This is a genomic window from Providencia sp. PROV197 (genome assembly GCF_028479625.1).
GTDB lineage: Bacteria > Pseudomonadota > Gammaproteobacteria > Enterobacterales > Enterobacteriaceae > Providencia > Providencia vermicola.
Genome location: NZ_JAMPNZ010000006.1, coordinates 111888 through 133115 on the forward strand (window position 1 = coordinate 111888; position 21228 = coordinate 133115).

A 21228-nucleotide genomic window follows, 5' to 3' on the forward strand; every position below is an offset into this window, starting at 1 on the left:
TTTAAATCAACGTTAAATTAGTTTACAATCATAATTATAATTAAAAATATAATTGCAATTATAAGTATTACTTATTAACGCTTTGATTAACTGTTAAAAACTCATTCTATATAAGGAACTCTATAAATGGCTATTACTAGAAGAAAATTTCTTATTGGTGGCGCGGTTGTCACTGTAGCCGCTGGTGCTGGAATTTTAACGCCAATGCTAACGCGTGAAGGTCGCTTTGTACCTGGTAAGCCAAGACATGGCTTCGTTGCAGGGACGGAAGGTGCACTACCACAACAAGCTGACGTCGTTGTTATTGGTGCTGGAATTCTAGGGATTATGACTGCTATTGAATTAGTCGGTCGAGGCTTAGATGTTGTCATCGTTGAAAAAGGCAATATCGCGGGTGAGCAATCATCCCGTTTCTACGGCCAAGTTATCACCTATAAAATGCCAGAAGAAACCTTCTTACTTCACCATCTCGGTAAACATCGCTGGAGAGAGATGAATGCCAAAGTCGGTGCTGATACCAGCTATCGCACCCAAGGCCGTGTTGAAGTCCCTCTTGACGAAGAAGACTTAGTCAACGTGAGAGAGTGGATTGATACCACCAGCAAAAATGTCGGTTCTGACATCCCATTCAAAACTCGTATTATTGAAGGTGCAGAGTTAGATCAGCGCCTAAAAGGTGCACAATCTAAATGGAGCATTGCTGGATTTGAAGAAGATTCAGGCAGTTTAGATGCTGAAATTGCGACCTTCGTGATGGCAGAGCATGCCAAAAAACTGGGGATCAAAATTTACACCAACTGCGCAGCAAGAGGGTTAGAAACTCAAGGTGGCGCAATTTCAGATGTCGTTACGGAAAAAGGGGCGATCAAAACCTCTCGTGTCGTCGTGGCTGGCGGTGTTTGGTCACGCTTGTTTATGCAGAATTTAGGGGTAGACGTCCCAACTCTGCCTGCTTATCAATCCCAACAGTTAATTTCTGGTTCACCAACAGCGCCAGGTGGTAACGTCGCATTACCAGGTAATATCTTCTTCCGTGAACAAGCTGATGGCACTTATGCAACTTCTCCACGTGTTATCGTCGCACCAGTGGTGAAAGATTCCTTCGTTTACGGCTATAAATATATCCCATTATTATCAATGCCTGATTTCCCAGTGCACATTTCGTTAAATGAGCAACTGATTAACTCATTCACAGAGCCAACTAGCTGGAAATTGAATGAAGTTTCACCGTTTGAAAAACACAGAAATATGACAGCATTACCAGACCTGCCAGAACTGAATGCATCATTTGAGAAACTAAAAACCGAATTCCCTGCATTTAAAGACTCAAAACTGATTGATCAATGGAGCGGAGCAATGGCCATCGCACCAGATGAACACCCAATTATTTCCCAAGTTAATGAATACCCAGGTCTGGTTATCAATACCGCAACAGGTTGGGGTATGACAGAAAGCCCAGTTTCGTCTGAATTAACTGCCGACTTATTGTTAGGCAAAGAACCTGCACTGAATGTAAAACCATTTAGCCTGTACAGATTCAGCTAGTTTATTCGCTTCATCGCGATCACAAAAACCCTCCAAGTTGGAGGGTTTTTTATTGCCTAATATTCCTCAATCCCTTAACATTCTCGACTTAAATCAAATGGAGTGATTATGAACAAGTTATTATTAGGAATGATGATTTCGTTAGTGAGTTTCGGCGTAGTGGCAGAGAAAAACTACACCCTAGAGCAAGTTGAAAATATGATTGCTTCTGGGAAAAAACCCCAAACTGCAACGCCTACCTTAGATGGCTCGATAGCAAAAGAGGATTTTGCAACCTGTAAATCTGGCTTAAAAGAGTGGTTAGATGGTGTTGAAAATTACCCGATTACCATCGAAAAAGATGTTGATGGTAAAGATTTTTCCGCCACTATTTGGACAGAATCCAAAGCCTTTTTGGTATCTTGCGTAAAAAGTGGTGATAATGCAAAAGCCATTCGAATGAGTGCTGAATATTTAGATAACTAACTGGCTCATTTTATTCGTTTTCATTCACACCATATCGGTGTGGATGAATACATTTTTATCATCACGATAGCAAAATGTGCTCTATTTCAAAAACCTTCCAAACTGGATCGATTCACTTCTCATTTATTGCTGTAATTATTTGTGATGAGTATTACACTTAGCCTTAACATTATTAATACACTAAGTAACAACTGTAAGGCCCAACCATGAGTTCCATCGTTGATGATGTCATCGCACAAAAAATCGAACAATCCATTTCCCGCGTTTCTAAAGTTGTATTCCCGACCACAACTAACCACCATAGCACCTTATTTGGTGGTACAGCTTTAGCATGGATGGATGAAGTCTCTTTTATCACTGCAACCCGCTTTAGCCGAAAACGTTTAGTGACCGTTTCTACAGAAAAGATCAATTTTACACATCCCATTCCATCAGGCACGATTGTTGAATTAGTCGGAAAAGTCATCCGAGTCGGTAGAACCAGCTTAACGGTGAATGTATCCATCTTCTTGGAAGATATGTATTCTGAAGGCCGTGAAGAAGTTATCCATGGCCAGTTTAACTTTGTAGCCATTGATGACAATGGAAAACCAACACCCTTATTTGGTGAATAATATTTAAAATAACTGAAACAATCACCTTTTTGGTGTAAATAAAGTGTGAACCTATTTTTATTCACACTTTATTTATCTTTCTAACCTTTCATTATTTAAGTTTTCTATTTTTCATATCGCTATATCCAAAATCGTTAAATAAAGCTATTTTTCGTTTAAGTTATGATATTTTTTGGCATAATTCACCAAAAAGGATTTTCAACAAAAAATTAATTTTTACGTTATTCATAAAATGTCTATTAATATATAATTATCATAATTAGAAATACTTAGTTTAAAAAATAAAAAAACATTAATATCTTGTTACAACAATCATATAGCGTCATATTTTAACACCACAAAAATACTCCTATAAGATGTAATTTAGAATAGATATTGTAATTTACCCATTATGGACGTAGAGTATTTCAACACGCTAATTACCCTAAAAGGGTGTAACGCCTGAAAAGAATATTTATTATTTAAAACGCGATATCTGCACTATGGCATTACATATATGCTTGAAGTAGTTGGCGAGTTCAATAATTAATGTGCAAAAATACATTTTATAGCCTATAAATAATAGTAATAAACATCGATGACATAAGAAATAAAACCATGCTTAGAATTCTTTCACTTATTTTTATCTTTATTTTATCCATTAATCTCAGTGTTGCTGCGGTTCCTAAAGAAACCATCAAACGTATTGAGCAAGAAGCCCAAAAAGGCGATATTAAAGCACAAGTGATGCTTGGGATTGGTTACTACCTGGGTAATGAGCTGAAACAAGACTACGGTAAAGCCAAAAAATGGCTGACGATGGCCTCAAATAAAGGCAATTCTGATGCTCAGCTATTTTTAGGCGATATGTACCTAAATGGTAATGGTGTAGAACAAAACCTTGAAACTGCGATGGAGTTATTTGAAAAATCAGCGAATAAAGGGAATGTTGAAGCACAAAACTATATGGGGCAATTTTATTATCAAGGTATTGGGGTAAAACAAAACTATATTACCGCATTTGAGTGGTTCCAAAAATCAGCTGAGAAAAAATTTCCTCCCGCACAATATCAGCTCGGAAAGATGCTTGAGAATGGTGAAGGTACCGAAATTAATGATAAATTAGCGGCTGATTACCTAGCGCAAGCCTGTAAAGCTGGCATTAAAGAAGCGTGCTCTAAAAAATAATCCAGCCCTTTTCCTCTAGATTAAAACTTTCCTATTTTGACGAACATCACCATCATCGGTCATGTTCGTTTTTATTTTTTCTTTGCTAAAAATCTGATTGCGACTACTGGCTCACACCCCATCACCAACCAATCAGTTACTATTCTAGTATGAATAATCAATATCAAAATGTATAAGAATGTTCTAAACTTATAATATAAAAGAAAAAAGGAGAATTTATGTACAATACAATTTTAGTTCCGATCGATGTAACCGAAGATGCTCTGACCAATATGTTAGTTCCACATGTCAATTCTCTGCAAAAATTGAATAATGCTAATGTTCATTTTCTTGCGGTCACGGCCCCAATTTCTAATTATCTACGCTATGGTGGCACCATTTTACCAGGCGATTTCCCGAATGATGAAAAACAAGCTGAGATTATTCTTGCTGAGTTACAAGAGAAAATTAAGTTGTTTTCAATTCCTGCGGAAAAAGTGCATGCAAAGGCGAGTGTTGGTTCGGTTAAAGATGAAATTTTAGCCACTGCCGAAGATATTAATGCTGATATTATCTTACTGGGTTCACGTCGCCCGAGTATGACAACCTATTTATTAGGTTCAAATGCAGCATCCGTCGTACGTTACGCAAAAACAAGCGTACTGGTTGTCAGATAAGCTTTACTATCTACAATTTTTAGTAATTTTATCTTACTTTACCAATGATAAGTTTAAGCTCAATGAATGTTACAAAAACGTATAAATCCATACACTTTATAAGACTATTTCATTGCTAATTGCGGTAAATTATAGGCTCATAAACATTTTCGTGATTTTCACGCCCTGCTTTTATAGCAGGGTTTTTTTCATCTTTTTATCGGCTTTTTTCAGCCTAAACCGTTTAAACGGTACGCCATCAAAATCAACCAAACCGTCTTCGACAAATCCATAGCGCAATAACGCCGCTAGCTTAAGTCTTGTTAACGGCAAATGAATGGTTAGGGAATCAATATTCAGGGAACTAAAAGCCTTTTGGATCATTTGTACCGCAATCCGTTTGCCTTCCCCCCAAAATACTGGATGCAAAACAAGGGCTAAATCCGCATCACCGTTTTCATTTTGCAGCCCACCCCACCCCGCAAATTGTCCATCGATAACAAATGCCCAAACGCCATAACCATACTGGCTCCAATGCTGCTCTTTTCCCGCAACCCAATTTCGGCAAAATGCCTCATCAAATAGTACATCCCCCAGAGGCATATGCTTCAATACTAATGGGTGTGTATTTAGCGCAATAATCTCAGCTGTTGGAATTTGGGGAAGTCGTAAAAACTGGATAGGCATATTTGTCACTCGATAAAATAAGATGGCTGAATTGTAAGCAGCTAAACATAAATTTCAACATGAAAAAAGCCCATTGAACATTACTGTTAATGGGCCTTAACGAGGAAGATTAAACGTTTATTGTTCCAATGCTTTCGCCATCACCTTTTGGAAATCTTCCCATGAACAATAGCCATTTTTATCAACCGGGCAATCTTTTAGCTCTAAAGTCACATGTTTTGGGGGTGTCTCAAGGGATAAATAGGCATTGTCCCTAAGTTGATCTGCAGTTTGATAAACATATTCAACTTTCATAAAGTCTTTTTTCGTTTGTTTGTCTGTCCAACGCTGGAAAACCAATTTACCGCCAATTGGCGTATGCTCGTACTGCTGTGCTAACTGATACGGTTTAAAATCCATCGCTGACATCAATGAAGCAATGTTGGAATCGTGACCCACTAAGAAAATAAATTTAGCTGTTTCCCCTTTATCTACGGATACAAAGCCTTTATCTATATAATTGAGGATTGGATGAGCCACATTTTTCGCAATAATTTTTGGCGTAAATAAGGTCTCTTGGTACGCATTTTTCAGAGTATTCAGTTTTTTCCATTTCTCAGGGGTATCCACTAGCCCCCATGCGACTTGATCTGCGGGAAAACCTTCATAATATTGTAGGTCGATAGCATCCACTGCAGAATTCGCAATTTTCAATGGGCCACTAACACCCGGCTCTTTATCTGCTTCGATAATAAAACTATTTTTTTGGCTATCGAGGTTACACAATTTATCCGTTTTGCATTTTTGAGAATCTTTAATATTCAATACGGTATCAAGTTCTTCATAACCTGCTTTTAGTGATAAACCTTTAAGATAATCATCCATTGCCGCAAGGGCTTTTTGTTTAAACTCAGGCGAGCCATTGGTAATAATCGGGTTAAAGACAGGGTCCATCTTACCAATTTCTGGCTGATGGTGGATATTCACTTTACAGCCAGGAAATGCCCCCGCTGCAAAAAACTGTGCTGTCGCTATCGTTCGTTGTAAGCTATTGGTATACAGATATATATCTTCGTTACTAGTTGGGCATAACTCATCCGCGAGTAACTTATTTTGGTCAATCCACTCTCTAAAATAATGCCCCATATACACTTCAAGCGCCCCACCTTGAGTAGTGAGATAACCGCTTTTTGCATCCCAATCCGGCCATTTTTTATCAGTCACTTCAGTGAGAATACCTGTATTAACTATTGGTGTTCGTAAATTGTGGCGGCTAAGGACTAAAACTTGGTCTAAAACCATATCTGCTTGATTGTCGGTACTTGCCATGGTTGGTGCAATCGGTGCAAATAAGGCCGCAGATAAACATAGCGTTAACACTTTGTATTTCATTAAGATACCCCTACCAATATGGAAAAGTGAAAAGACGTTAAACCGCCCCAATAATCTAAACTTATCTCATAATGACAAAGCTGACTTTTTTTTCTGAGATTAATATCTCAAAACTAGCCTTAACTAAAATTAAAATCAGACATTGACATTACAAGTCTGCAATTTAAGATTGCAGCATTATTTTAGGGAGACAAGATAATGATAGTCCAAGCTGCCACGCGTGCACATGATGATGAAATAATTCGAATTTGGGAGGCTTCTGTTAGAGCCACTCACGATTTTTTACCTGAAGAAAAAATTGACGAACTCAAAGTAGCAATTAAACAGCTATATTTGCCAAACTTAGCTGTATTTGTCGCCTTTAATGATACAGGTAAAATGGTGGGCTTTCTTGGTTACGCTGAAAATCGCCTTGAAATGCTATTTATCTCCCCAGAAAACCGCGGGCAAGGGACAGGGAAGAAGCTCCTACAATACGCCATTGAAAAATGGGGTATCACAGAGCTTGATGTGAATGAGCAAAATCCACAAGCTGTTGGATTTTATGAACATATGGGGTTTGTACAATATGACCGTTCAGAGTTAGATGGTGAAGGAAACCCTTTTCCACTCTTACATATGCGTTTAAAAATAGCGTAGTAGCATGAACATTCTCGAATTAGAGACCCCGCGATTACGCCTTCGCAAGTGGCAAGAGGAAGATAGCGCCGTGTTTTATGCGCTCAATAGCACCCCTGACGTGATGCGCTACTTTCCTGCCATATTAGATGAGCAACAAAGCCAACAGTTTTTAGAAACCATCATCACAAAATTTAGCCAACAAGGTGGCTGGGGGTTATGGGCTGCCGAATTAAAAGAAACCAGTGCATTTATTGGCTTTCTTGGCTTAAATATTCCCGCCGCTAACCTGCCCTTTTCCCCCTGCGTTGAAATTGGTTGGCGTTTGCTTCCTGATTATTGGCATCAAGGCTTTGCTTCTGAAGGGGCGAAAGCCGTTATTCGGCTGGCGTTTACCCAGTTAAAACTTAAAGAGTTAGTTGCATTTACCGCGGTTCCCAACATTCCATCAGAATCGGTAATGAAACGCCTTGGCATGATAAAACAGCCTGATAACTTTTATCACCCTGCGCTCCCTGATGGTCATTGGCTACAAGAACATGTGTTGTATCGCATTAAAGCGAGCGATTACCGTAATTAAAATGCCACCAAAACAATCCCCACAAAAAAGCCATCACACTGTGATGGCTTCAGGTTGCTTAGCTTATACGTAAATTACTTTTTACTTTCCGCTTCTGCTTTAGCTTCTTTCGCTTCAACATCACGATACCAGCGTGGGTGGTGTTTCTTCGCCCAACGACGGCTCACTTTGCCTTCGATCATGCCTTTAATCGAGCCTTTAACCCAGAATGCCATATACATATGGATTAAGATTGCGTGGATTAAAATAATCGCGGCTGCTGCATGAATAAGCAGGCTCCAACGGATCATCCACATCGGGAACATATCCGCAAAGTAAGGACGCCAAATGATAATCCCAGTCACTAAGAGTACGAAAATCATACTCATAATACTCCAGAACATCATTTTTTGGCCTGCGTTATATTTGCCAACATCCGCAACTTCGTGCTCGTTACCTTTGAGGACTTCTACAATATTCTTGATCCAAGGTAAGTCCTTTTTATCTGGAATATTGTGTTTCACAAAGCGCACAAACATAAACATCAGTACGACAAAAATCAACACACCAAAGAATGGGTGAAGAATACGCCCCATTTGTGGTGTACCGAAAGTTTCCGTCAGCCATTTCAGTGTTGGGAAAAACAGTGCAATACCTGACAACGCAACCAAGAAGAAGCTGATGACCACTGTCCAGTGGCAAGCACGGTCAATAAATTTTGTCCGTACAATCATTTTGCTTTTTTTACTCATGGTTATCGTCCTCCTCTTCATCACTCACTTCTTTGTTTGGGCCAATTCCCACATAGTGGAAGATTAATCCCGCAAAGGTTGCAATAAAGCCAATTGCAGAAAGTGGTTTCAGAACGCCTTTCCACAGATTAATTGGGGTATCAATTTGTGGATCTTCAGGCAGTCCGTGATAAAGCTGGGGTTTATCCGCATGATGCAACACATAAACAACGTGTGTTCCACCGACGCCTTCAGGGTCATAAATACCCGCTTGGGCGTAACCACGATTTTTCAGTTTCGTGACGCGCTCTGCGCCGTATTCCAGCATTTCGGCTTTTGTACCAAAACGAATAGCCCCTGTCGGACACGTTTTCACACAAGCAGGTTCTTGACCAACACTGACTCTATCAACGCACAAAGTACATTTGTACACACGATTATCTTTCGGATTCAATCGTGGAATGTTGAATGGACAACCCGCAATACAGTAGCCACAACCAATACAGTGCTCTGATTGGAAATCCACAATACCATTAGCGTACTGAATGATTGCACCTGCAGATGGGCACGATTTCAAACAGCCTGGGTCGGTACAGTGCATACAGCCATCTTTACGGATCAGCCACTCTAACTTGCCCATTTCCGTGGTTTCGCTAAAACGCATCACCGTCCACGATTTGGCACTTAAATCCGTAGGGTTATCGTAAACCCCTACGCAGTGGCCCACTTCGTCACGAATATCATTCCACTCAGAACATGCCACCTGACAAGCTTTACAGCCAATACAGGATGACACATCAATAAGCTTACACACTTCCAGCTTATCATCACGCGCCTGCGGCGGAGGCGTAATGCTATTGGTCGCGGAACGTTTAATAATGTCTTGAGATTGCATGGACATGTTCCCTCCCTTACGCCTTCTCAATGTTAACTAAGAATGCCTTATACTCAGGAGTCTGAGAGTTAGCATCGCCCACAGATGGCGTTAACGTATTGGTAATGAAACCTTTTTGTGTTGCGCCTTCAAAGCCCCAGTGAATTGGCAGACCAACCGTTTCAATCGGTTTGCCATCAACCATCAGGGTTTGCAATCGTGGTGTCACCACAGCGACCGCTTTGATAAAGCCGCGTTTACTGCTGACTTTGACTTTATCACCCAATGCAATGCCCTTCGCTTTCGCTAAGGTTTCACTGATTTCCACAAATTGCTCTGGTTGAGCAATCGCGTTTAAGCGAGCGTGTTTTGTCCACGTATGAAAGTGCTCAGTCAAACGATATGTGGTTCCTACATAAGGGAAATCTTTGTGATCACCAAGACGCTTCTTGTCTTCATCAAAAATTCGCGCAGCAGGGTTAGACACCACATTTGGATGCAATGGGTTTGTACCTAATGGCGTTTCAAACGGCTCATAGTGCTCAGGGAATGGCCCTTCAGCCATCTTATCGATAGCAAATAAACGCCCTAACCCTTCAGGTTGCATGATAAATGGACCTGTTCCTACTTCTGGCGCAGAAGCGTTAAAGTCAGGAATATCGTTACCTACCCATTTTTTACCGTTCCATTCGATAAGCACACGGTCTTTATTCCATGGTTTACCTTTGGTATCACAAGATGCTCGGTTATAAATCACACGGCGGTTCAGAGGCCATGCCCATGCCCAACCTAGTGTATTACCGATACCTGATGGGTCGCTGTTATCACGGTTCGCCATTTGGTTGCCCTTTTCTGTCCAGCAACCAGTGTAAATCCAACAAGACGAAGCGGTTGTACCGTCATCACGCAGCAATGCAAAAGAACTGAGTAACTCGCCTTTTTTCGCCTGAAGATTGCCATCCGCATCATAGAGGTCAGCCAGTGCAATACCGTTGTTCTCTTTCGCCACTTCTTCTGATTCAGGGTGGAATTGCTGTTTGTAATTCCATTTCATCTGCATCAGAGGTTCTTGGCCTTGGCCGCCCTCTTTTTCATACATTTCACGGATTTTATACAAAATACCCGTTAAGATTTGGCCATCATTACGCGCTTCACCTGGGCCATCCGCAGCCTGCCAGTGCCATTGTAACCAACGGCCTGAGTTAGCGATTGAACCATCTTCTTCCGCAAAACAGGTTGATGGTAAACGGAACACTTCAGTTTGAATTGAAGCGGTATCGACGTCATTCATCTCACCGTGGTTTTGCCAGAAATTTGCTGTTTCTGTGACCAGAGGATCAACAACCACTAAATATTTCAGCTTGCTCAGGCAACTAACCACTTTATTTTTGTCTGGGAAAGACGCAACTGGGTTAAAGCCTTGGCAGATGTAACCCGTCACTTCGTTACGGCTCATCATGTCAAAATACTTCATCACATCATAAGCTTGGTCCCATTTAGGTAACCAATCGAAGCCCCACTGGTTATCTGCTTGTGCAGAATCACCGTAGAACGATTTCATCAAACTGACGAAGAATTTAGGGTAATTACTCCAGTAGTTCACCTGATTCGGTAATGTCGCTTTTGGCGTGTTCGCCGTCAGGTAATTATCGACAGTAAGATGTTTTTCTGAAGGTAATGTCAGGTAACCTGGCAAACTGGTAGATAACAGGCCTAAGTCTGTCAAACCTTGAATATTTGAGTGACCACGCAATGCGTTCACACCACCACCAGCAACCCCCATATTACCAAGCAGTAATTGGATCATTGCCATGGTACGGATGTTTTGCGCGCCTACGGTATGTTGTGTCCAACCTAAGGCATACAGGAACGTACCTGCTTTATCAGAAGCGCTGGTCGTCGCGAGAATTTCGCAAACTTTTAAGAAATCGGCTTGTGAAGTACCACAAATTTTTTCAACCATCTCAGGCGTATAGCGTGAGACGTGCTTGCGAAGTAAATTCCAAACACAACGTGGGTCTTGTAATGTGTCATCGCGCAGTGCGTGACCATTCTCATCAAATTTGTAGTTCCAGCTGGTTTTGTCATAACTGCGTTTGTCAGCGTTATAGCCACTAAATAGACCATCTTCAAAGTCAAAATCATCTCTGACAATTAACGCCGCATTGGTGTAGTTCTGAACGTATTCAGCATTGATTTTATTATTTTCAATTAGATACAGTAAAACGCCCGATAAGAAAGTAATATCGGTGCCTGAACGAATTGGCACATAATGGTCTGCGACTGATGCGGTACGCGTAAAACGCGGATCGATAACAATCAGTGTTGCATCATTATTATTTTTTGCTTCAATTGCCCAGCGGAACCCAACAGGGTGAGCTTCCGCAGCGTTACCGCCCATTACGACGACAACATCCGCATTTTTAATATCAACCCAATGGTTGGTCATCGCACCGCGACCAAATGTTGGAGCAAGACTTGCTACCGTTGGTCCGTGTCAGACACGCGCTTGGTTATCAACCGCCAGCATACCTAGCGATCGTGCGAATTTTTGGGTCAACATTCCCGTTTCGTTACTTGCAGCAGATGCACATAACATCCCTGTGGATAACCAACGGTTTACTGTTGTTCCTTGTTCATTTTTTTCAATGAAGTTTGCGTCGCGGTCATCTTTCATTAATCGCGCAATACGCGTGAAAGCATCATCCCAGCTAATACGTTCCCATTTATCAGAGCCTGGCGCTCTATATTCTGGGTAACGTAAACGATTTTCACTGTGAATGTAATCCAGCAGGCCAGCCCCTTTAGGACATAAAGCACCACGGTTTACAGGGTGGTCGGAGTCTCCTTCGACGTGGAAGATCGCGGATTTAGCATTCATGGCACCATCGCCCATGCTATACATTAATAATCCACAACCGACAGAACAGTAAGTACAAGTATTACGCGTCTCTTTAGAACGTAGTAATTTATATTCACGTACATTAGCTATTGCCATTCCAGGCATAAAACCTAACGCAGCTACAGTTGTACCTGCCATCCCGCCAGCACAGATTTTAAAAAACTTTCTGCGACTAACGTTCATTGCTACCTCTTTATATTTTTTGTATAAATCGGTGAGAGAATAGCAGCCTAATATGATTAGATATTGCCTAAAATCAATTAAAGTGAAAATAAAAGTTTAATTAATATTAACTGAGTAGTTAAACAACAATTAAAATTACCACCAATAGGGTATTTATTGTTAAATTGATTTGGATCAATTGTTACAATCGGAAACCTTTAAGTTAAATAAATTTTATTTGGCGTTTTTTGAAATCTACATTTCAACATAATAATTATAATTTACAAAAACACTCAGTTTTAAGGTAAATTATGCCACTTAACGTAAATAATGAAATTTCAATACTATCAAATAGTAAAATAAAAAACATAAATCCACTACAAAATAATACTTCGAGTTTCATCAGTCATCTCCATAATGTGGAGAGCAGCCAAAACCCCTTCGATTTATTAAGTACTAGTCAACAAAAAATAGCAATTAATCAGGAACGTGATGAATTGAAAAATAATATTCAGCATGACATAAAAAAAGCGGCTATTTACGGTATTAGTAAACATCAATTAGAATGTGCTGACTACATGAGAGCTGTTAATAAAGAAGTACAAACCATCATGATAGGCAGTTTAAATCAAAGTATTGGCCTAAATAAAGTGAATGTTTACCCATTATGTAGTGTATATGGCGAGCTGGACGAACAGTTAAATGCTTTTGTTAACGCGCTAGAAAACCGCTCAACGGTGGACGCTGATTGGGTTCTAAAATCATACCTTCCTTTCGTTAATCAATGGCAAGTTACGCTAGCGAATAACAAGCATAAAATCGATATATTTCAATATTTAGCTAAAAAGAGTAACACACAGGAACAACTCAAAGAATTAAAAAAACTCATCATAAAAAATACATCACCAAAAACTAATAGCGACGAACTGTACAATTTTATTAAAAATAAGATATTACCGTGTCAATCCCTATCAGAATTTCGAGCGAAGTTACAAGATCTATATCAAACTAACAAGGAGGATATAAATTGGAATTCATCTGGCTTATTTAATTTAATTGAAAACCATTTTTTTAGAAATACAAGTAAAATCGGATTGAATTTCTTTCTCCAACACCACCATTCAATCATTCTCACTTGGAACCAAAATGATGAAAAAGGTTTTTTACTCAGTGACATCAATCAAAAAAATTTCAAACATGGTTTTAGACGGCTATATAATAATAAAGAGTGCATAGAACCCATCACTTTTTCAGAGATCAGGCATCTTGAGAGAAATAAAAGCCAGTTTTCAAATAACATCATTAGAATACTATTACATAGTGATAGCGCTATGATATCGAAGGGTTTTGATGATAAGTGGTTTGAATACAAAGACAGCGAAATGATTGAGCAGTAATCTAAAAGAAAAGAACGAGAAAAGTTAGTGCTCAGGCTGCATGTTGTCAATAACTAAACAAAACATATATAGCCACATTATTAAAACTAGCATTCCTATATTTTTACATTATTATACACCGTATAATTAATTCTGGAGGTATCATAATGATCACTGGGCATGTCTTCATAGCAACCAGTTTAGATGGCTATATTGCACGTAAAAATGGTGATATTGAGTGGCTTTTACAACAGGATCTGCCTGATGAAAATCATGGCTACGAAAGCTTTATCAACAACATCGACGCTATCATCATGGGTCGAGGAACATTCGAAACAATTTGTGACTTCACACCTTGGCCCTATGAAAAACCTATTGTGGTGCTTTCATCCAAGCTCTCAGCACAATCCGTACCTGAGCATTTAATCGGTAAGGTACGGTTTTCAAACCAGACTCCAGAGCAAGTCATGCTAATGTTAGAGGCTGAAGGCTATAAGCGTGTTTATATCGATGGTGGGCAAGTTGTTCAATCCTTTTTAAAACAAGGGCTAATTCACGACCTTATTATCACTAAAATTCCTATTTTATTAGGTGAAGGACGTTCTTTATTTGGCCCTCTATCCCATGATATTTGCCTAAAACATTTAAATACTCAAAGCTTCCCTTCAGGGTTTATTCAATCTCATTATGAGATAGTCAAATGACAGAACGTAAACCTGGACGCCCGAGATCACAACAACTCAACATATCACCTGAAAATATTATTGCGAAAGCAATAGTGATATTAGATGAAAAAGGGATTGAGCAATTATCTATGCGGTTAATAGCCAAGGAGATGGCCATCACACCAATGGCTATTTACCACTATTTTTCTGATAAAAATGCATTAATTAAAGCTATTGGTAACACACTTTATCATGATGTTAATATTGCAGATATAAAAGGCATTTACCCCAAAATAGAAAACCTTTTACTTAGATATCGCGAAAAAATCATTCAATACCCGCAAATTACGTTAGCAATATTTAGCACACCTAAGTTATTTCCCGAGCAAGCCTCTCGCATAACCCAGGAGCTAATCCAGTTATTAACGGGGTTAGGATTATCAACACAACAAGCAACCCAATGGGGGCACATTTTAATCGACTATACTCACGGCGAAGCTTTAGCAACAGCAACCAATGATCAGCTTATTTATGGCAAAGCAAAAGAAAATTATACTGATACATTAAAAATGCTCTTAAATAATATATAAAACGTAATTTTAATGCCATTATTCTAAATACTGAACGAGGTTTCCCCGCAGAAAAATTTTATAAACGGAATGATTTTACTGAGCATAAAGGACTAATTATTATGTCGAAAATAGTCAAATAAATAACGCTTTACTACTGTAACCCTTTTACTCCCTACTACTTTTTATTTCTGCTACTATAACAGCCTTCTTTTCTATCATCTTATTGGCTAATAAAATCATTATGAGAGCAACATCTGAAGAAGCCCGAGTATTTATTGAAGTGGTAGAACAAAAAAGTTTTAGTAAAGCAGCTGATAAACTGAATTTAGCAAATTCAGCAGTAAGTCGAATCGTCAAAAAACTGGAAGAAAAATTGGGTGTCAACTTGCTTAACCGCACCACAAGGCAAATTGACCTAACCGCCGAGGGCGAACTTTATTTTCAGCGTATGAAAGTTATCTTGCAAGAAATGCAAGCAGCAGAAAATGAATTACACGAAACGCAAGCTTCCCCAAAAGGCCTATTACGAATTGATGCTGCAACACCGATTGTATTGCATATATTAATCCCCTTTGTTTCTGTTTTTCGTCAACAATATCCCGACATTCATTTGTCGTTAGTGTCATCAGAAACCTTTGTTAATTTAATCGAACGGAAAGTCGATGTTGCAATACGTGCAGGGCAACTCACCGACTCCAGCTTACGCGCCCGCCCATTATTTAATAGCTACCGCAAGATAATCGCATCTCCAAATTACCTTGAACAACATGGTGAACCCAAATACCCTCAAGCGCTTTTGAACCATACATGTTTAACCTTTACTGAACCCGCATCATTAAATATGTGGCCAGTTAAAAGTGTTGATGGGCAATTAATGGAAGTCACGGAAGGGATATCATCAAATAGTGGAGAAACGCTAAGGCAGCTTTGCTTAACGGGAAATGGAATTGCATGTTTGTCTGACTTTATGGTGAATAAAGATATTCAAAATGGCCAGTTTGTCGAAATATTAAAAGAAGACTTACAGCCTGTTCCTTTGCCATTCCATGCCGTTTATTACAGTGACCGCGTTGTCAGCCAGCGTATCCGCGTTTTTATTGACAGCTTAACTCAATATCTTGCAGAAATTCAGAAGCCATAAAAAATTATGGCTTCTCAGACTGCTGGCAAACCGATTAGGTTTGACTTCAGGTTGGATAGGTTTTGAAAATAAATTAGGAAAATCAATTTATTGATTTTCGGCTGATAACACAAAGTAGGAAAAACCACGCTTTTATCCTGCTTTGTCAACAACCTCAGAAGCCATAAAAAATTATGGCTTCTGTGCATATAAATAATTAATTAGTCCCAGTTTGGAGCTAAACCTTCAGGGCTAACTAAACGATCATGACAATCTAATTTTGCAATAGCGGCTTTATCGTCACTATCTAACTGTAATTGGGTTGCTTGTAAATTGCTTAATAAATTCTCACGCTTTGTTGATGATGGAATAACTGAGTATCCTTCCCCAATCGCCCACGCTAAAATAACTTGAGCTGGCGTTGCACTGTGTTTCTGTGCAATTTGCGCAATAGTCTCATCGTTTAATGCTTTACCATAGGCTAATGTCATATAAGAGGTAATATGGATATTGTGCTGTTTTGCCCACTCGACGACTTTTTTGTTTTGCAGATAAGGTGATAGCTCGATTTGATTTGTCGCAATATTTTCTACACCGACCGCCGCAATCGCTTTTTCCATTAACGGAATGGTAAAATTAGAAATACCGATTTCACGTGTTAACCCTTGTTTTTTTGCTTCCAATAAAGCTTGCATGAATTCTTCAACAGAAACAGCATCATTTGGAGATGGCCAATGCACCAGTGTTAAATCTACATAATCTGTTTGTAAATCACTTAAACTTTTTTTCAAACTTGGAATGAGCTTATCTTTGCTTAGATTCTCAATCCAAATTTTTGTCGTAATATAAAGTTCATCACGTGAAATGCCACTTTCGGCTATAGCTTGCCCAACCGCTTCTTCATTTTCATAAATTTGCGCAGTATCGATGGCTCGATAACCGACATCTAATGCATTTTTAACTGAAGCAATTACCACATCATCTTTTAAACGGAATGTACCAACGCCGATCACAGGAATAGCCATTATGTTATCTCTCTTAAATTCGTTCACGTTAAACTTTACTGATAATTATTTTTTCGCCATATTTATTAACTGCAAACTAGTCAATAGTTGTGGCGACAATTGAATACCACAGAGAATACGCTGTAATAACACTGACGGAAATAACCATAATTTCAATAGACTTTTGCTAAAAAATCAATAATTCCTGCAGATAATAGCTTTAACTATAAAAGAGGCCTTCATTAAAATCTTTTACTTAAATTCATTTAACCCCATCATTAAATCAGACAATAAAACTAAAAAACATAAAAATCTGTTTAATTGGTCTGCTTTTCATCTTTATTTTAGTTTGTTAGCCTAAATACAACTTAGTAATTAGCAAACAAGGCAAGACAAATGAAAATTCTTCTTCTCAATGGTGGACAAACATTCGCTCACTCCGCAGGACAACTTAATCGTACTTTACATGATGTCGCTAAAACCTGTTTAAGTGAGTTAGGGCATACTATCCAAGAAACACATATTGAATCAGGCTACGATATCGAAAACGAAGTTAAAAAATTTCTTTGGGCAGATACAATCATTTACCAAATGCCTGGCTGGTGGATGATGATGCCGTGGATGGTAAAAAAATATATGGATGACGTTTATACCCTCGGCCACGGTCACTTATATGCAAACGATGGACGAACTCGCCAAGATCCAAATAAGCAATACGGCACTGGTGGCCTGCTTCATGGTAGAAAATATATGCTTTCAGTGACTTGGAATGCTCCCGTCGATGCATTTGATGAATTTGATAACTTTTTTGATGGTCGTGGTGTGGATGGTGTTTATTTTGCATTTCATAAATCACAACAATTCCTTGGATTGAAAAAATTCCCAACCTTTATGGTTAACGACGTGATCAAAGAACCCAATATTGAAAAATATATCAATGATTACAAAACGCATCTCACTGCGATTTTTAAATAGTTAATTTAAAAAGGAATATATGCGTCATCCTTCAAGCTGCATGGGTGTTGACTGCAACTCGAATGATTTAGCGTATACAACGTATTCCTTTTTTATTATTTGGAATAATATAAATTATATTTTATGCAATTTTACTTATTAATTTCACATCTAGCAGATCAATTTTATCTTCTATTCTCTTAATAATATCTTGTAAGTGTTGCGTAGCATTATGTTTATCTAGTGATTGTTGATCCTTCCATATCTCAAAGAAAATAAATGTATTGGGATTAGCATTATCTTGATGTAATTCATACTGAAGGCAACCTTCATCTCTATTGCTTGGCTCAACAAGCGATTTAGTTGCTAGTTTTACAAACTCAACTTCATTATCTTTTGCAATTATCGTTGCAACAATTCTTATTTCCGACATAAACTCATCCTGTTATAAAAGTAGAGAATTTCAACCCCTCTATTTATAACATAACTCAAAATTAGAATTCAGGCTTTATTATTCTATAATTCAGAAAATACATTTCTAATTTTAATAATATTGTTATATTGCAAAAACAGCGTAATTTTAAAATATAATACAATTAATTTTATAATTGCATTATATTTTGTTTATTTCATATTGATAGCCATAAGCTAAATTTCATCCAACAGTGATGCAATAAAGGCTAAGCGATGCTCATCACCTCCTTGAGTTACGCGATCACAGTTCATCCACTTTCCATTTTTAAGCCCTACCGCTGTCATACAGTGGAAAATAGCATCATGAACAGGATCACCTTCTTTGACTATAAAGTCAGTTGGCTCTTCAGATGTCGTCACAATGGTCGTTTTGTTGATATCTAACAGTGGTAAAAGCTTTTGTTGTTGTTCGTTATAGTACCAAGCAAAACCATTTAACATCACTTTATCAAAGAAACCTTTTAAAATAGCAGGCATTCCCATCCACCAAACAGGGAAAATAACAATCACCTCACAACTGGCTTTCAGTATCCTTTGATATTTTCCCACTAAAGGATCAATAAAGTTCCCTTTTGCATATAATGCAAGTTCAGCCTCTGTTAAAACAGGATTAAAGTTATCTGTATGTAAATCAATAATCTGAAAATTTTTATTTTTGGCCATTAACTCTTTTTCTATTGTTTCGAGTAAAAAATGGCAGAAGCTGCCGTCCCATGGGTGCGCATAAATAATTGTTACCATAAAATTCCATCCTTATAATAAAGTCCGAATAATACAAAATAGAACTCTCTTTTTTCGACCTTTTTATTGTAACTTATTATAGATTAGTAATTATGATAAAACGCAAAAACTGTTGAAATACTGTACAGATAATACTAACCCAAATAGCATGATTAAATGAACATATAAAAGTGAGGTCGCAATGGAAAATCATATTCAATTGGATATTAAAGACAGTGAAACCCTATTATCTTACTTATCAACTGAAATAAGTTTACCGATTGGCACTAAAAACTTTAATGGTTTTAGCATACAACACACGCCTATTACAGCTTATGACGCAGAGATAGCAATTGAACATATTGAAAATGCCATTATTCCAGTAAAAAGACAGCTTCCTGATGGGGAAATATTACTCTCTAGCAATAATAAAATGCTAGGTTTACTGATAGAAAATAGGCATGTTAATGGTGAATTTATAACGACACCACAAATCGAAGATGCTTTTAATGAATTGGTCAATGTAATTAACGGTAGCCCTATTCATTCAACACAATTACCAACGAATAGTGAGTTCAGTGCTTTTTTATTAATTATAAGGGAAATTACCCATCATTGGGGTTTGAATGGTATAACATATAATTAATCACAGTAGAGAAAGAGGACAAAGCCCTATATCTCTAACTTAAATATACTTAAAGATTCTAAAAAAATCTTTAATATTAATACTCTACACGTTATTTTCAAACAAACTAGCTGGGCTATTGCCCTTTAAAAAAGGACACATGTCCTTTTTTAAAGAAGAAAAATTGAGTATGATTCACCTATAATTTTAAGTATAAGTGGCTATTAAAATGAAAAGAGTAAACTCTACAGCAAAGTGTGAAGATTTTATTACCTATCATAATCTTAATGAAATTATTTCTGAAGAAACTCTCGAAAAAGCAAAACTTATCCACATAAAGGCTAAAGAGTACTTAATCTTTCAAGATAGCAAAATTAGTCACCTGTATTTTCTTGTTAAAGGCAAATTACAAGTAGAACGCTATGAAACTAATGGAAATAAGGTTGTTTTTTCATTTGAAAATGCATTTTCTATTCTTGGTGATTTAGAACTTTTCCAAGATGACGATGAACATGATAGGATCTACAACACAATTCAAGCTGTTACAGATGCAGATTTACTCGCAATTCCTTTATCTATAATTCGAAAAAAGGAAATTAATTCACCATTATTTTTGCAGTTTATCTGCCAGCACCTCAGTAAAAAGCTATATAACGCATCACAATTACATTCAAGTGCGTCCTATTCAGTAGAGTACAAATTAAGGCGCTACCTATCTTTTGTAGAAAAACAATATGGTGTTAATTTTAAATTAGAAAACAGAGAATCTTTAGCTGCTATGCTAGGGGTATCGGTAAGGCAATTAAATCGAACACTCTCTAAATTAATCACAGACAAGTTAATTGAACTAAAAGGCAAGCAAATAAAAATTTTAAATACTGAGCTACTCTTAAATTCGTATCAAAAGTAAAAAAGGCCACCAGAGGCAGCCTTAGTCTAATACGGTAACCATTACTTTTTAGTGGCTAAAATAACCGCTGAAGCTTTAATAATTGCCGTAACTTTACTGCCGACTGCTAGCGCCATTTCAACGGTGCTATTATTCGTTACCACAGCTGACAATAATGTTCCCGCCTCCGTTTTTAAGTTAACGACAGAGTTTACACTACCCTTTTCAATAGATTCTACTTTTCCACAAAATTGGTTACGTGCTGAAAACTTGTACTCTTGTGCATCGGAAACAAGGACAACCCACGGTGCTTTAATGACAGCAACGGCTTGTTTACCTTTTTCTAACCCTAACTGTTTAGTACTGTTTTTAGTGATGATTGCGGCAATACTTTCTCCGTTGCCCAAATCTAAAATAACTTCATCATTTATTGCCCCAACAACAACAGACTCAACAACACCGATAAGTTGATTTCTTGCAGAAATAGTCATATTACGCC

General features: G+C 38.0%; 23 protein-coding genes. 14 read left to right on the forward strand and 9 right to left on the reverse strand.

Features of this window, described 5'->3' with window-relative positions:
- Positions 1-126: 126 nt before the first annotated feature.
- From PR808_RS03505 to PR808_RS03525, 5 genes are all read left to right on the forward strand, one after another.
- Positions 127-1545 (forward strand): NAD(P)/FAD-dependent oxidoreductase, encoded by a 1419-nt coding sequence (locus tag PR808_RS03505; RefSeq protein ID WP_206086715.1) that lies wholly within the window; start codon positions 127-129, stop codon positions 1543-1545.
- A 108-nt stretch (positions 1546-1653) separates the two neighbouring features.
- A complete protein-coding gene (locus tag PR808_RS03510; RefSeq protein WP_272538704.1) occupies positions 1654-2010 on the forward strand; it encodes a hypothetical protein in 357 nt (118 codons plus the stop codon).
- Positions 2011-2216: 206 nt separating this feature from the next.
- Positions 2217-2624, forward strand: a complete 408-nt coding sequence (locus tag PR808_RS03515) for an acyl-CoA thioesterase (RefSeq protein WP_206086713.1) — start codon at positions 2217-2219, stop codon at positions 2622-2624.
- Between the two features lie 597 nt (positions 2625-3221).
- A complete protein-coding gene (locus tag PR808_RS03520) occupies positions 3222-3791 on the forward strand; it encodes a tetratricopeptide repeat protein (protein WP_206086712.1) in 570 nt (189 codons plus the stop codon).
- A 218-nt stretch (positions 3792-4009) separates the two neighbouring features.
- Positions 4010-4447: a universal stress protein gene (locus tag PR808_RS03525; RefSeq protein WP_206086711.1), complete on the forward strand. Its 438-nt coding sequence runs from the start codon at positions 4010-4012 to the stop codon at positions 4445-4447.
- 171 nt (positions 4448-4618) lie between these two features.
- Here the strand turns inward: PR808_RS03525 and PR808_RS03530 are convergent, their stop codons facing one another.
- Entirely contained in the window at positions 4619-5113 is a 495-nt protein-coding gene (locus PR808_RS03530; RefSeq protein ID WP_272538705.1) for a GNAT family N-acetyltransferase, read from the reverse strand.
- Between the two features lie 117 nt (positions 5114-5230).
- Positions 5231-6484, reverse strand: a complete 1254-nt coding sequence (gene agp, locus PR808_RS03535; protein ID WP_206086709.1) for a bifunctional glucose-1-phosphatase/inositol phosphatase — start codon at positions 6482-6484, stop codon at positions 5231-5233.
- Positions 6485-6682: 198 nt separating this feature from the next.
- On the opposite strand from agp, the gene PR808_RS03540 reads away from it, so the two are divergent.
- Positions 6683-7123 (forward strand): GNAT family N-acetyltransferase, encoded by a 441-nt coding sequence (locus PR808_RS03540; protein ID WP_206086708.1) that lies wholly within the window; start codon positions 6683-6685, stop codon positions 7121-7123.
- Between the two features lie 4 nt (positions 7124-7127).
- The gene (locus tag PR808_RS03545; RefSeq protein WP_272538706.1) at positions 7128-7682 is read left to right on the forward strand and encodes a GNAT family N-acetyltransferase; all 555 of its coding nucleotides are present in this window, start codon (positions 7128-7130) and stop codon (positions 7680-7682) included.
- A 74-nt stretch (positions 7683-7756) separates the two neighbouring features.
- Here the strand turns inward: PR808_RS03545 and fdnI are convergent, their stop codons facing one another.
- From fdnI to fdnG, 3 genes are read right to left on the reverse strand one after another with little or no spacing between them, the layout of a single operon-like run.
- A complete protein-coding gene (gene fdnI / locus PR808_RS03550; RefSeq protein WP_206086706.1) occupies positions 7757-8413 on the reverse strand; it encodes a formate dehydrogenase-N subunit gamma in 657 nt (218 codons plus the stop codon).
- Positions 8406-9293 carry a formate dehydrogenase subunit beta gene (gene fdxH, locus PR808_RS03555; RefSeq protein WP_206086705.1) on the reverse strand — a complete coding sequence of 296 codons (888 nt, stop codon included), beginning with the start codon at positions 9291-9293 and terminating at the stop codon, positions 8406-8408. The genes fdnI and fdxH overlap by 8 nt, the downstream gene beginning before the upstream one ends.
- A gap of 10 nt (positions 9294-9303) precedes the next feature.
- Complete coding sequence (fdnG, locus tag PR808_RS03560) at positions 9304-12351, reverse strand: formate dehydrogenase-N subunit alpha (protein WP_206086704.1); 3048 nt, start codon at positions 12349-12351, stop codon at positions 9304-9306.
- A 290-nt stretch (positions 12352-12641) separates the two neighbouring features.
- On the opposite strand from fdnG, the gene PR808_RS03565 reads away from it, so the two are divergent.
- The 4 genes from PR808_RS03565 to yafC all read left to right on the forward strand — a co-directional run bounded on the left by PR808_RS03565 (position 12642) and on the right by yafC (position 16084).
- Positions 12642-13727 carry a hypothetical protein gene (locus PR808_RS03565; RefSeq protein WP_272538707.1) on the forward strand — a complete coding sequence of 362 codons (1086 nt, stop codon included), beginning with the start codon at positions 12642-12644 and terminating at the stop codon, positions 13725-13727.
- A 146-nt stretch (positions 13728-13873) separates the two neighbouring features.
- Positions 13874-14410: a dihydrofolate reductase family protein gene (locus PR808_RS03570; protein WP_272538708.1), complete on the forward strand. Its 537-nt coding sequence runs from the start codon at positions 13874-13876 to the stop codon at positions 14408-14410.
- Positions 14407-14961, forward strand: coding sequence for a TetR/AcrR family transcriptional regulator (locus PR808_RS03575; RefSeq protein WP_272538709.1), 555 nt, complete (start codon positions 14407-14409; stop codon positions 14959-14961). The genes PR808_RS03570 and PR808_RS03575 overlap by 4 nt, the downstream gene beginning before the upstream one ends.
- 223 nt (positions 14962-15184) lie before the next feature.
- Positions 15185-16084 carry a DNA-binding transcriptional regulator YafC gene (gene yafC, locus PR808_RS03580; protein WP_206086700.1) on the forward strand — a complete coding sequence of 300 codons (900 nt, stop codon included), beginning with the start codon at positions 15185-15187 and terminating at the stop codon, positions 16082-16084.
- 200 nt (positions 16085-16284) lie between these two features.
- On the opposite strand, the gene dkgB is transcribed toward yafC, so the two are convergent.
- Positions 16285-17088 carry a 2,5-didehydrogluconate reductase DkgB gene (gene dkgB / locus PR808_RS03585; protein ID WP_206086699.1) on the reverse strand — a complete coding sequence of 268 codons (804 nt, stop codon included), beginning with the start codon at positions 17086-17088 and terminating at the stop codon, positions 16285-16287.
- 375 nt (positions 17089-17463) lie between these two features.
- Here dkgB and PR808_RS03590 point away from each other — a divergent pair, with 375 nt between their 5' ends.
- The gene (locus PR808_RS03590; protein WP_206086698.1) at positions 17464-18042 is read left to right on the forward strand and encodes an NAD(P)H-dependent oxidoreductase; all 579 of its coding nucleotides are present in this window, start codon (positions 17464-17466) and stop codon (positions 18040-18042) included.
- A gap of 121 nt (positions 18043-18163) precedes the next feature.
- Here PR808_RS03590 and PR808_RS03595 read toward each other — a convergent pair whose 3' ends face one another.
- Both PR808_RS03595 and PR808_RS03600 read right to left on the reverse strand, forming a co-directional pair.
- Positions 18164-18454: a putative quinol monooxygenase gene (locus tag PR808_RS03595; protein WP_206086697.1), complete on the reverse strand. Its 291-nt coding sequence runs from the start codon at positions 18452-18454 to the stop codon at positions 18164-18166.
- A 215-nt stretch (positions 18455-18669) separates the two neighbouring features.
- Positions 18670-19236, reverse strand: a complete 567-nt coding sequence (locus PR808_RS03600; RefSeq protein ID WP_272538710.1) for an NAD(P)H-dependent oxidoreductase — start codon at positions 19234-19236, stop codon at positions 18670-18672.
- Positions 19237-19417: 181 nt separating this feature from the next.
- On the opposite strand from PR808_RS03600, the gene PR808_RS03605 reads away from it, so the two are divergent.
- Both PR808_RS03605 and PR808_RS03610 read left to right on the forward strand, forming a co-directional pair.
- Positions 19418-19861, forward strand: a complete 444-nt coding sequence (locus tag PR808_RS03605; RefSeq protein WP_206086695.1) for a hypothetical protein — start codon at positions 19418-19420, stop codon at positions 19859-19861.
- 208 nt (positions 19862-20069) lie between these two features.
- Positions 20070-20750 (forward strand): Crp/Fnr family transcriptional regulator, encoded by a 681-nt coding sequence (locus PR808_RS03610; RefSeq protein WP_272538711.1) that lies wholly within the window; start codon positions 20070-20072, stop codon positions 20748-20750.
- A gap of 41 nt (positions 20751-20791) precedes the next feature.
- Here PR808_RS03610 and PR808_RS03615 read toward each other — a convergent pair whose 3' ends face one another.
- The gene (locus tag PR808_RS03615) at positions 20792-21220 is read right to left on the reverse strand and encodes a TOBE domain-containing protein (RefSeq protein WP_272538712.1); all 429 of its coding nucleotides are present in this window, start codon (positions 21218-21220) and stop codon (positions 20792-20794) included.
- Between the last annotated feature and the right edge of the window lie 8 nt (positions 21221-21228).

Coding starts and splice junctions, on each gene's coding strand:
- PR808_RS03505 (WP_206086715.1), top strand. CDS start 127: ATGGCTATTACTAGAAGAAAATTTCTTATTGGTGGCGCGGTTGTCACT.
- PR808_RS03510 (WP_272538704.1), top strand. CDS start 1,654: ATGAACAAGTTATTATTAGGAATGATGATTTCGTTAGTGAGTTTCGGC.
- PR808_RS03515 (WP_206086713.1), top strand. CDS start 2,217: ATGAGTTCCATCGTTGATGATGTCATCGCACAAAAAATCGAACAATCC.
- PR808_RS03520 (WP_206086712.1), top strand. CDS start 3,222: ATGCTTAGAATTCTTTCACTTATTTTTATCTTTATTTTATCCATTAAT.
- PR808_RS03525 (WP_206086711.1), top strand. CDS start 4,010: ATGTACAATACAATTTTAGTTCCGATCGATGTAACCGAAGATGCTCTG.
- PR808_RS03530 (WP_272538705.1), bottom strand. CDS start 5,113: ATGCCTATCCAGTTTTTACGACTTCCCCAAATTCCAACAGCTGAGATT.
- agp (WP_206086709.1), bottom strand. CDS start 6,484: ATGAAATACAAAGTGTTAACGCTATGTTTATCTGCGGCCTTATTTGCA.
- PR808_RS03540 (WP_206086708.1), top strand. CDS start 6,683: ATGATAGTCCAAGCTGCCACGCGTGCACATGATGATGAAATAATTCGA.
- PR808_RS03545 (WP_272538706.1), top strand. CDS start 7,128: ATGAACATTCTCGAATTAGAGACCCCGCGATTACGCCTTCGCAAGTGG.
- fdnI (WP_206086706.1), bottom strand. CDS start 8,413: ATGAGTAAAAAAAGCAAAATGATTGTACGGACAAAATTTATTGACCGT.
- fdxH (WP_206086705.1), bottom strand. CDS start 9,293: ATGTCCATGCAATCTCAAGACATTATTAAACGTTCCGCGACCAATAGC.
- PR808_RS03565 (WP_272538707.1), top strand. CDS start 12,642: ATGCCACTTAACGTAAATAATGAAATTTCAATACTATCAAATAGTAAA.
- PR808_RS03570 (WP_272538708.1), top strand. CDS start 13,874: ATGATCACTGGGCATGTCTTCATAGCAACCAGTTTAGATGGCTATATT.
- PR808_RS03575 (WP_272538709.1), top strand. CDS start 14,407: ATGACAGAACGTAAACCTGGACGCCCGAGATCACAACAACTCAACATA.
- yafC (WP_206086700.1), top strand. CDS start 15,185: ATGAGAGCAACATCTGAAGAAGCCCGAGTATTTATTGAAGTGGTAGAA.
- dkgB (WP_206086699.1), bottom strand. CDS start 17,088: ATGGCTATTCCTGTGATCGGCGTTGGTACATTCCGTTTAAAAGATGAT.
- PR808_RS03590 (WP_206086698.1), top strand. CDS start 17,464: ATGAAAATTCTTCTTCTCAATGGTGGACAAACATTCGCTCACTCCGCA.
- PR808_RS03595 (WP_206086697.1), bottom strand. CDS start 18,454: ATGTCGGAAATAAGAATTGTTGCAACGATAATTGCAAAAGATAATGAA.
- PR808_RS03600 (WP_272538710.1), bottom strand. CDS start 19,236: ATGGTAACAATTATTTATGCGCACCCATGGGACGGCAGCTTCTGCCAT.
- PR808_RS03605 (WP_206086695.1), top strand. CDS start 19,418: ATGGAAAATCATATTCAATTGGATATTAAAGACAGTGAAACCCTATTA.
- PR808_RS03610 (WP_272538711.1), top strand. CDS start 20,070: ATGAAAAGAGTAAACTCTACAGCAAAGTGTGAAGATTTTATTACCTAT.
- PR808_RS03615 (WP_272538712.1), bottom strand. CDS start 21,220: ATGACTATTTCTGCAAGAAATCAACTTATCGGTGTTGTTGAGTCTGTT.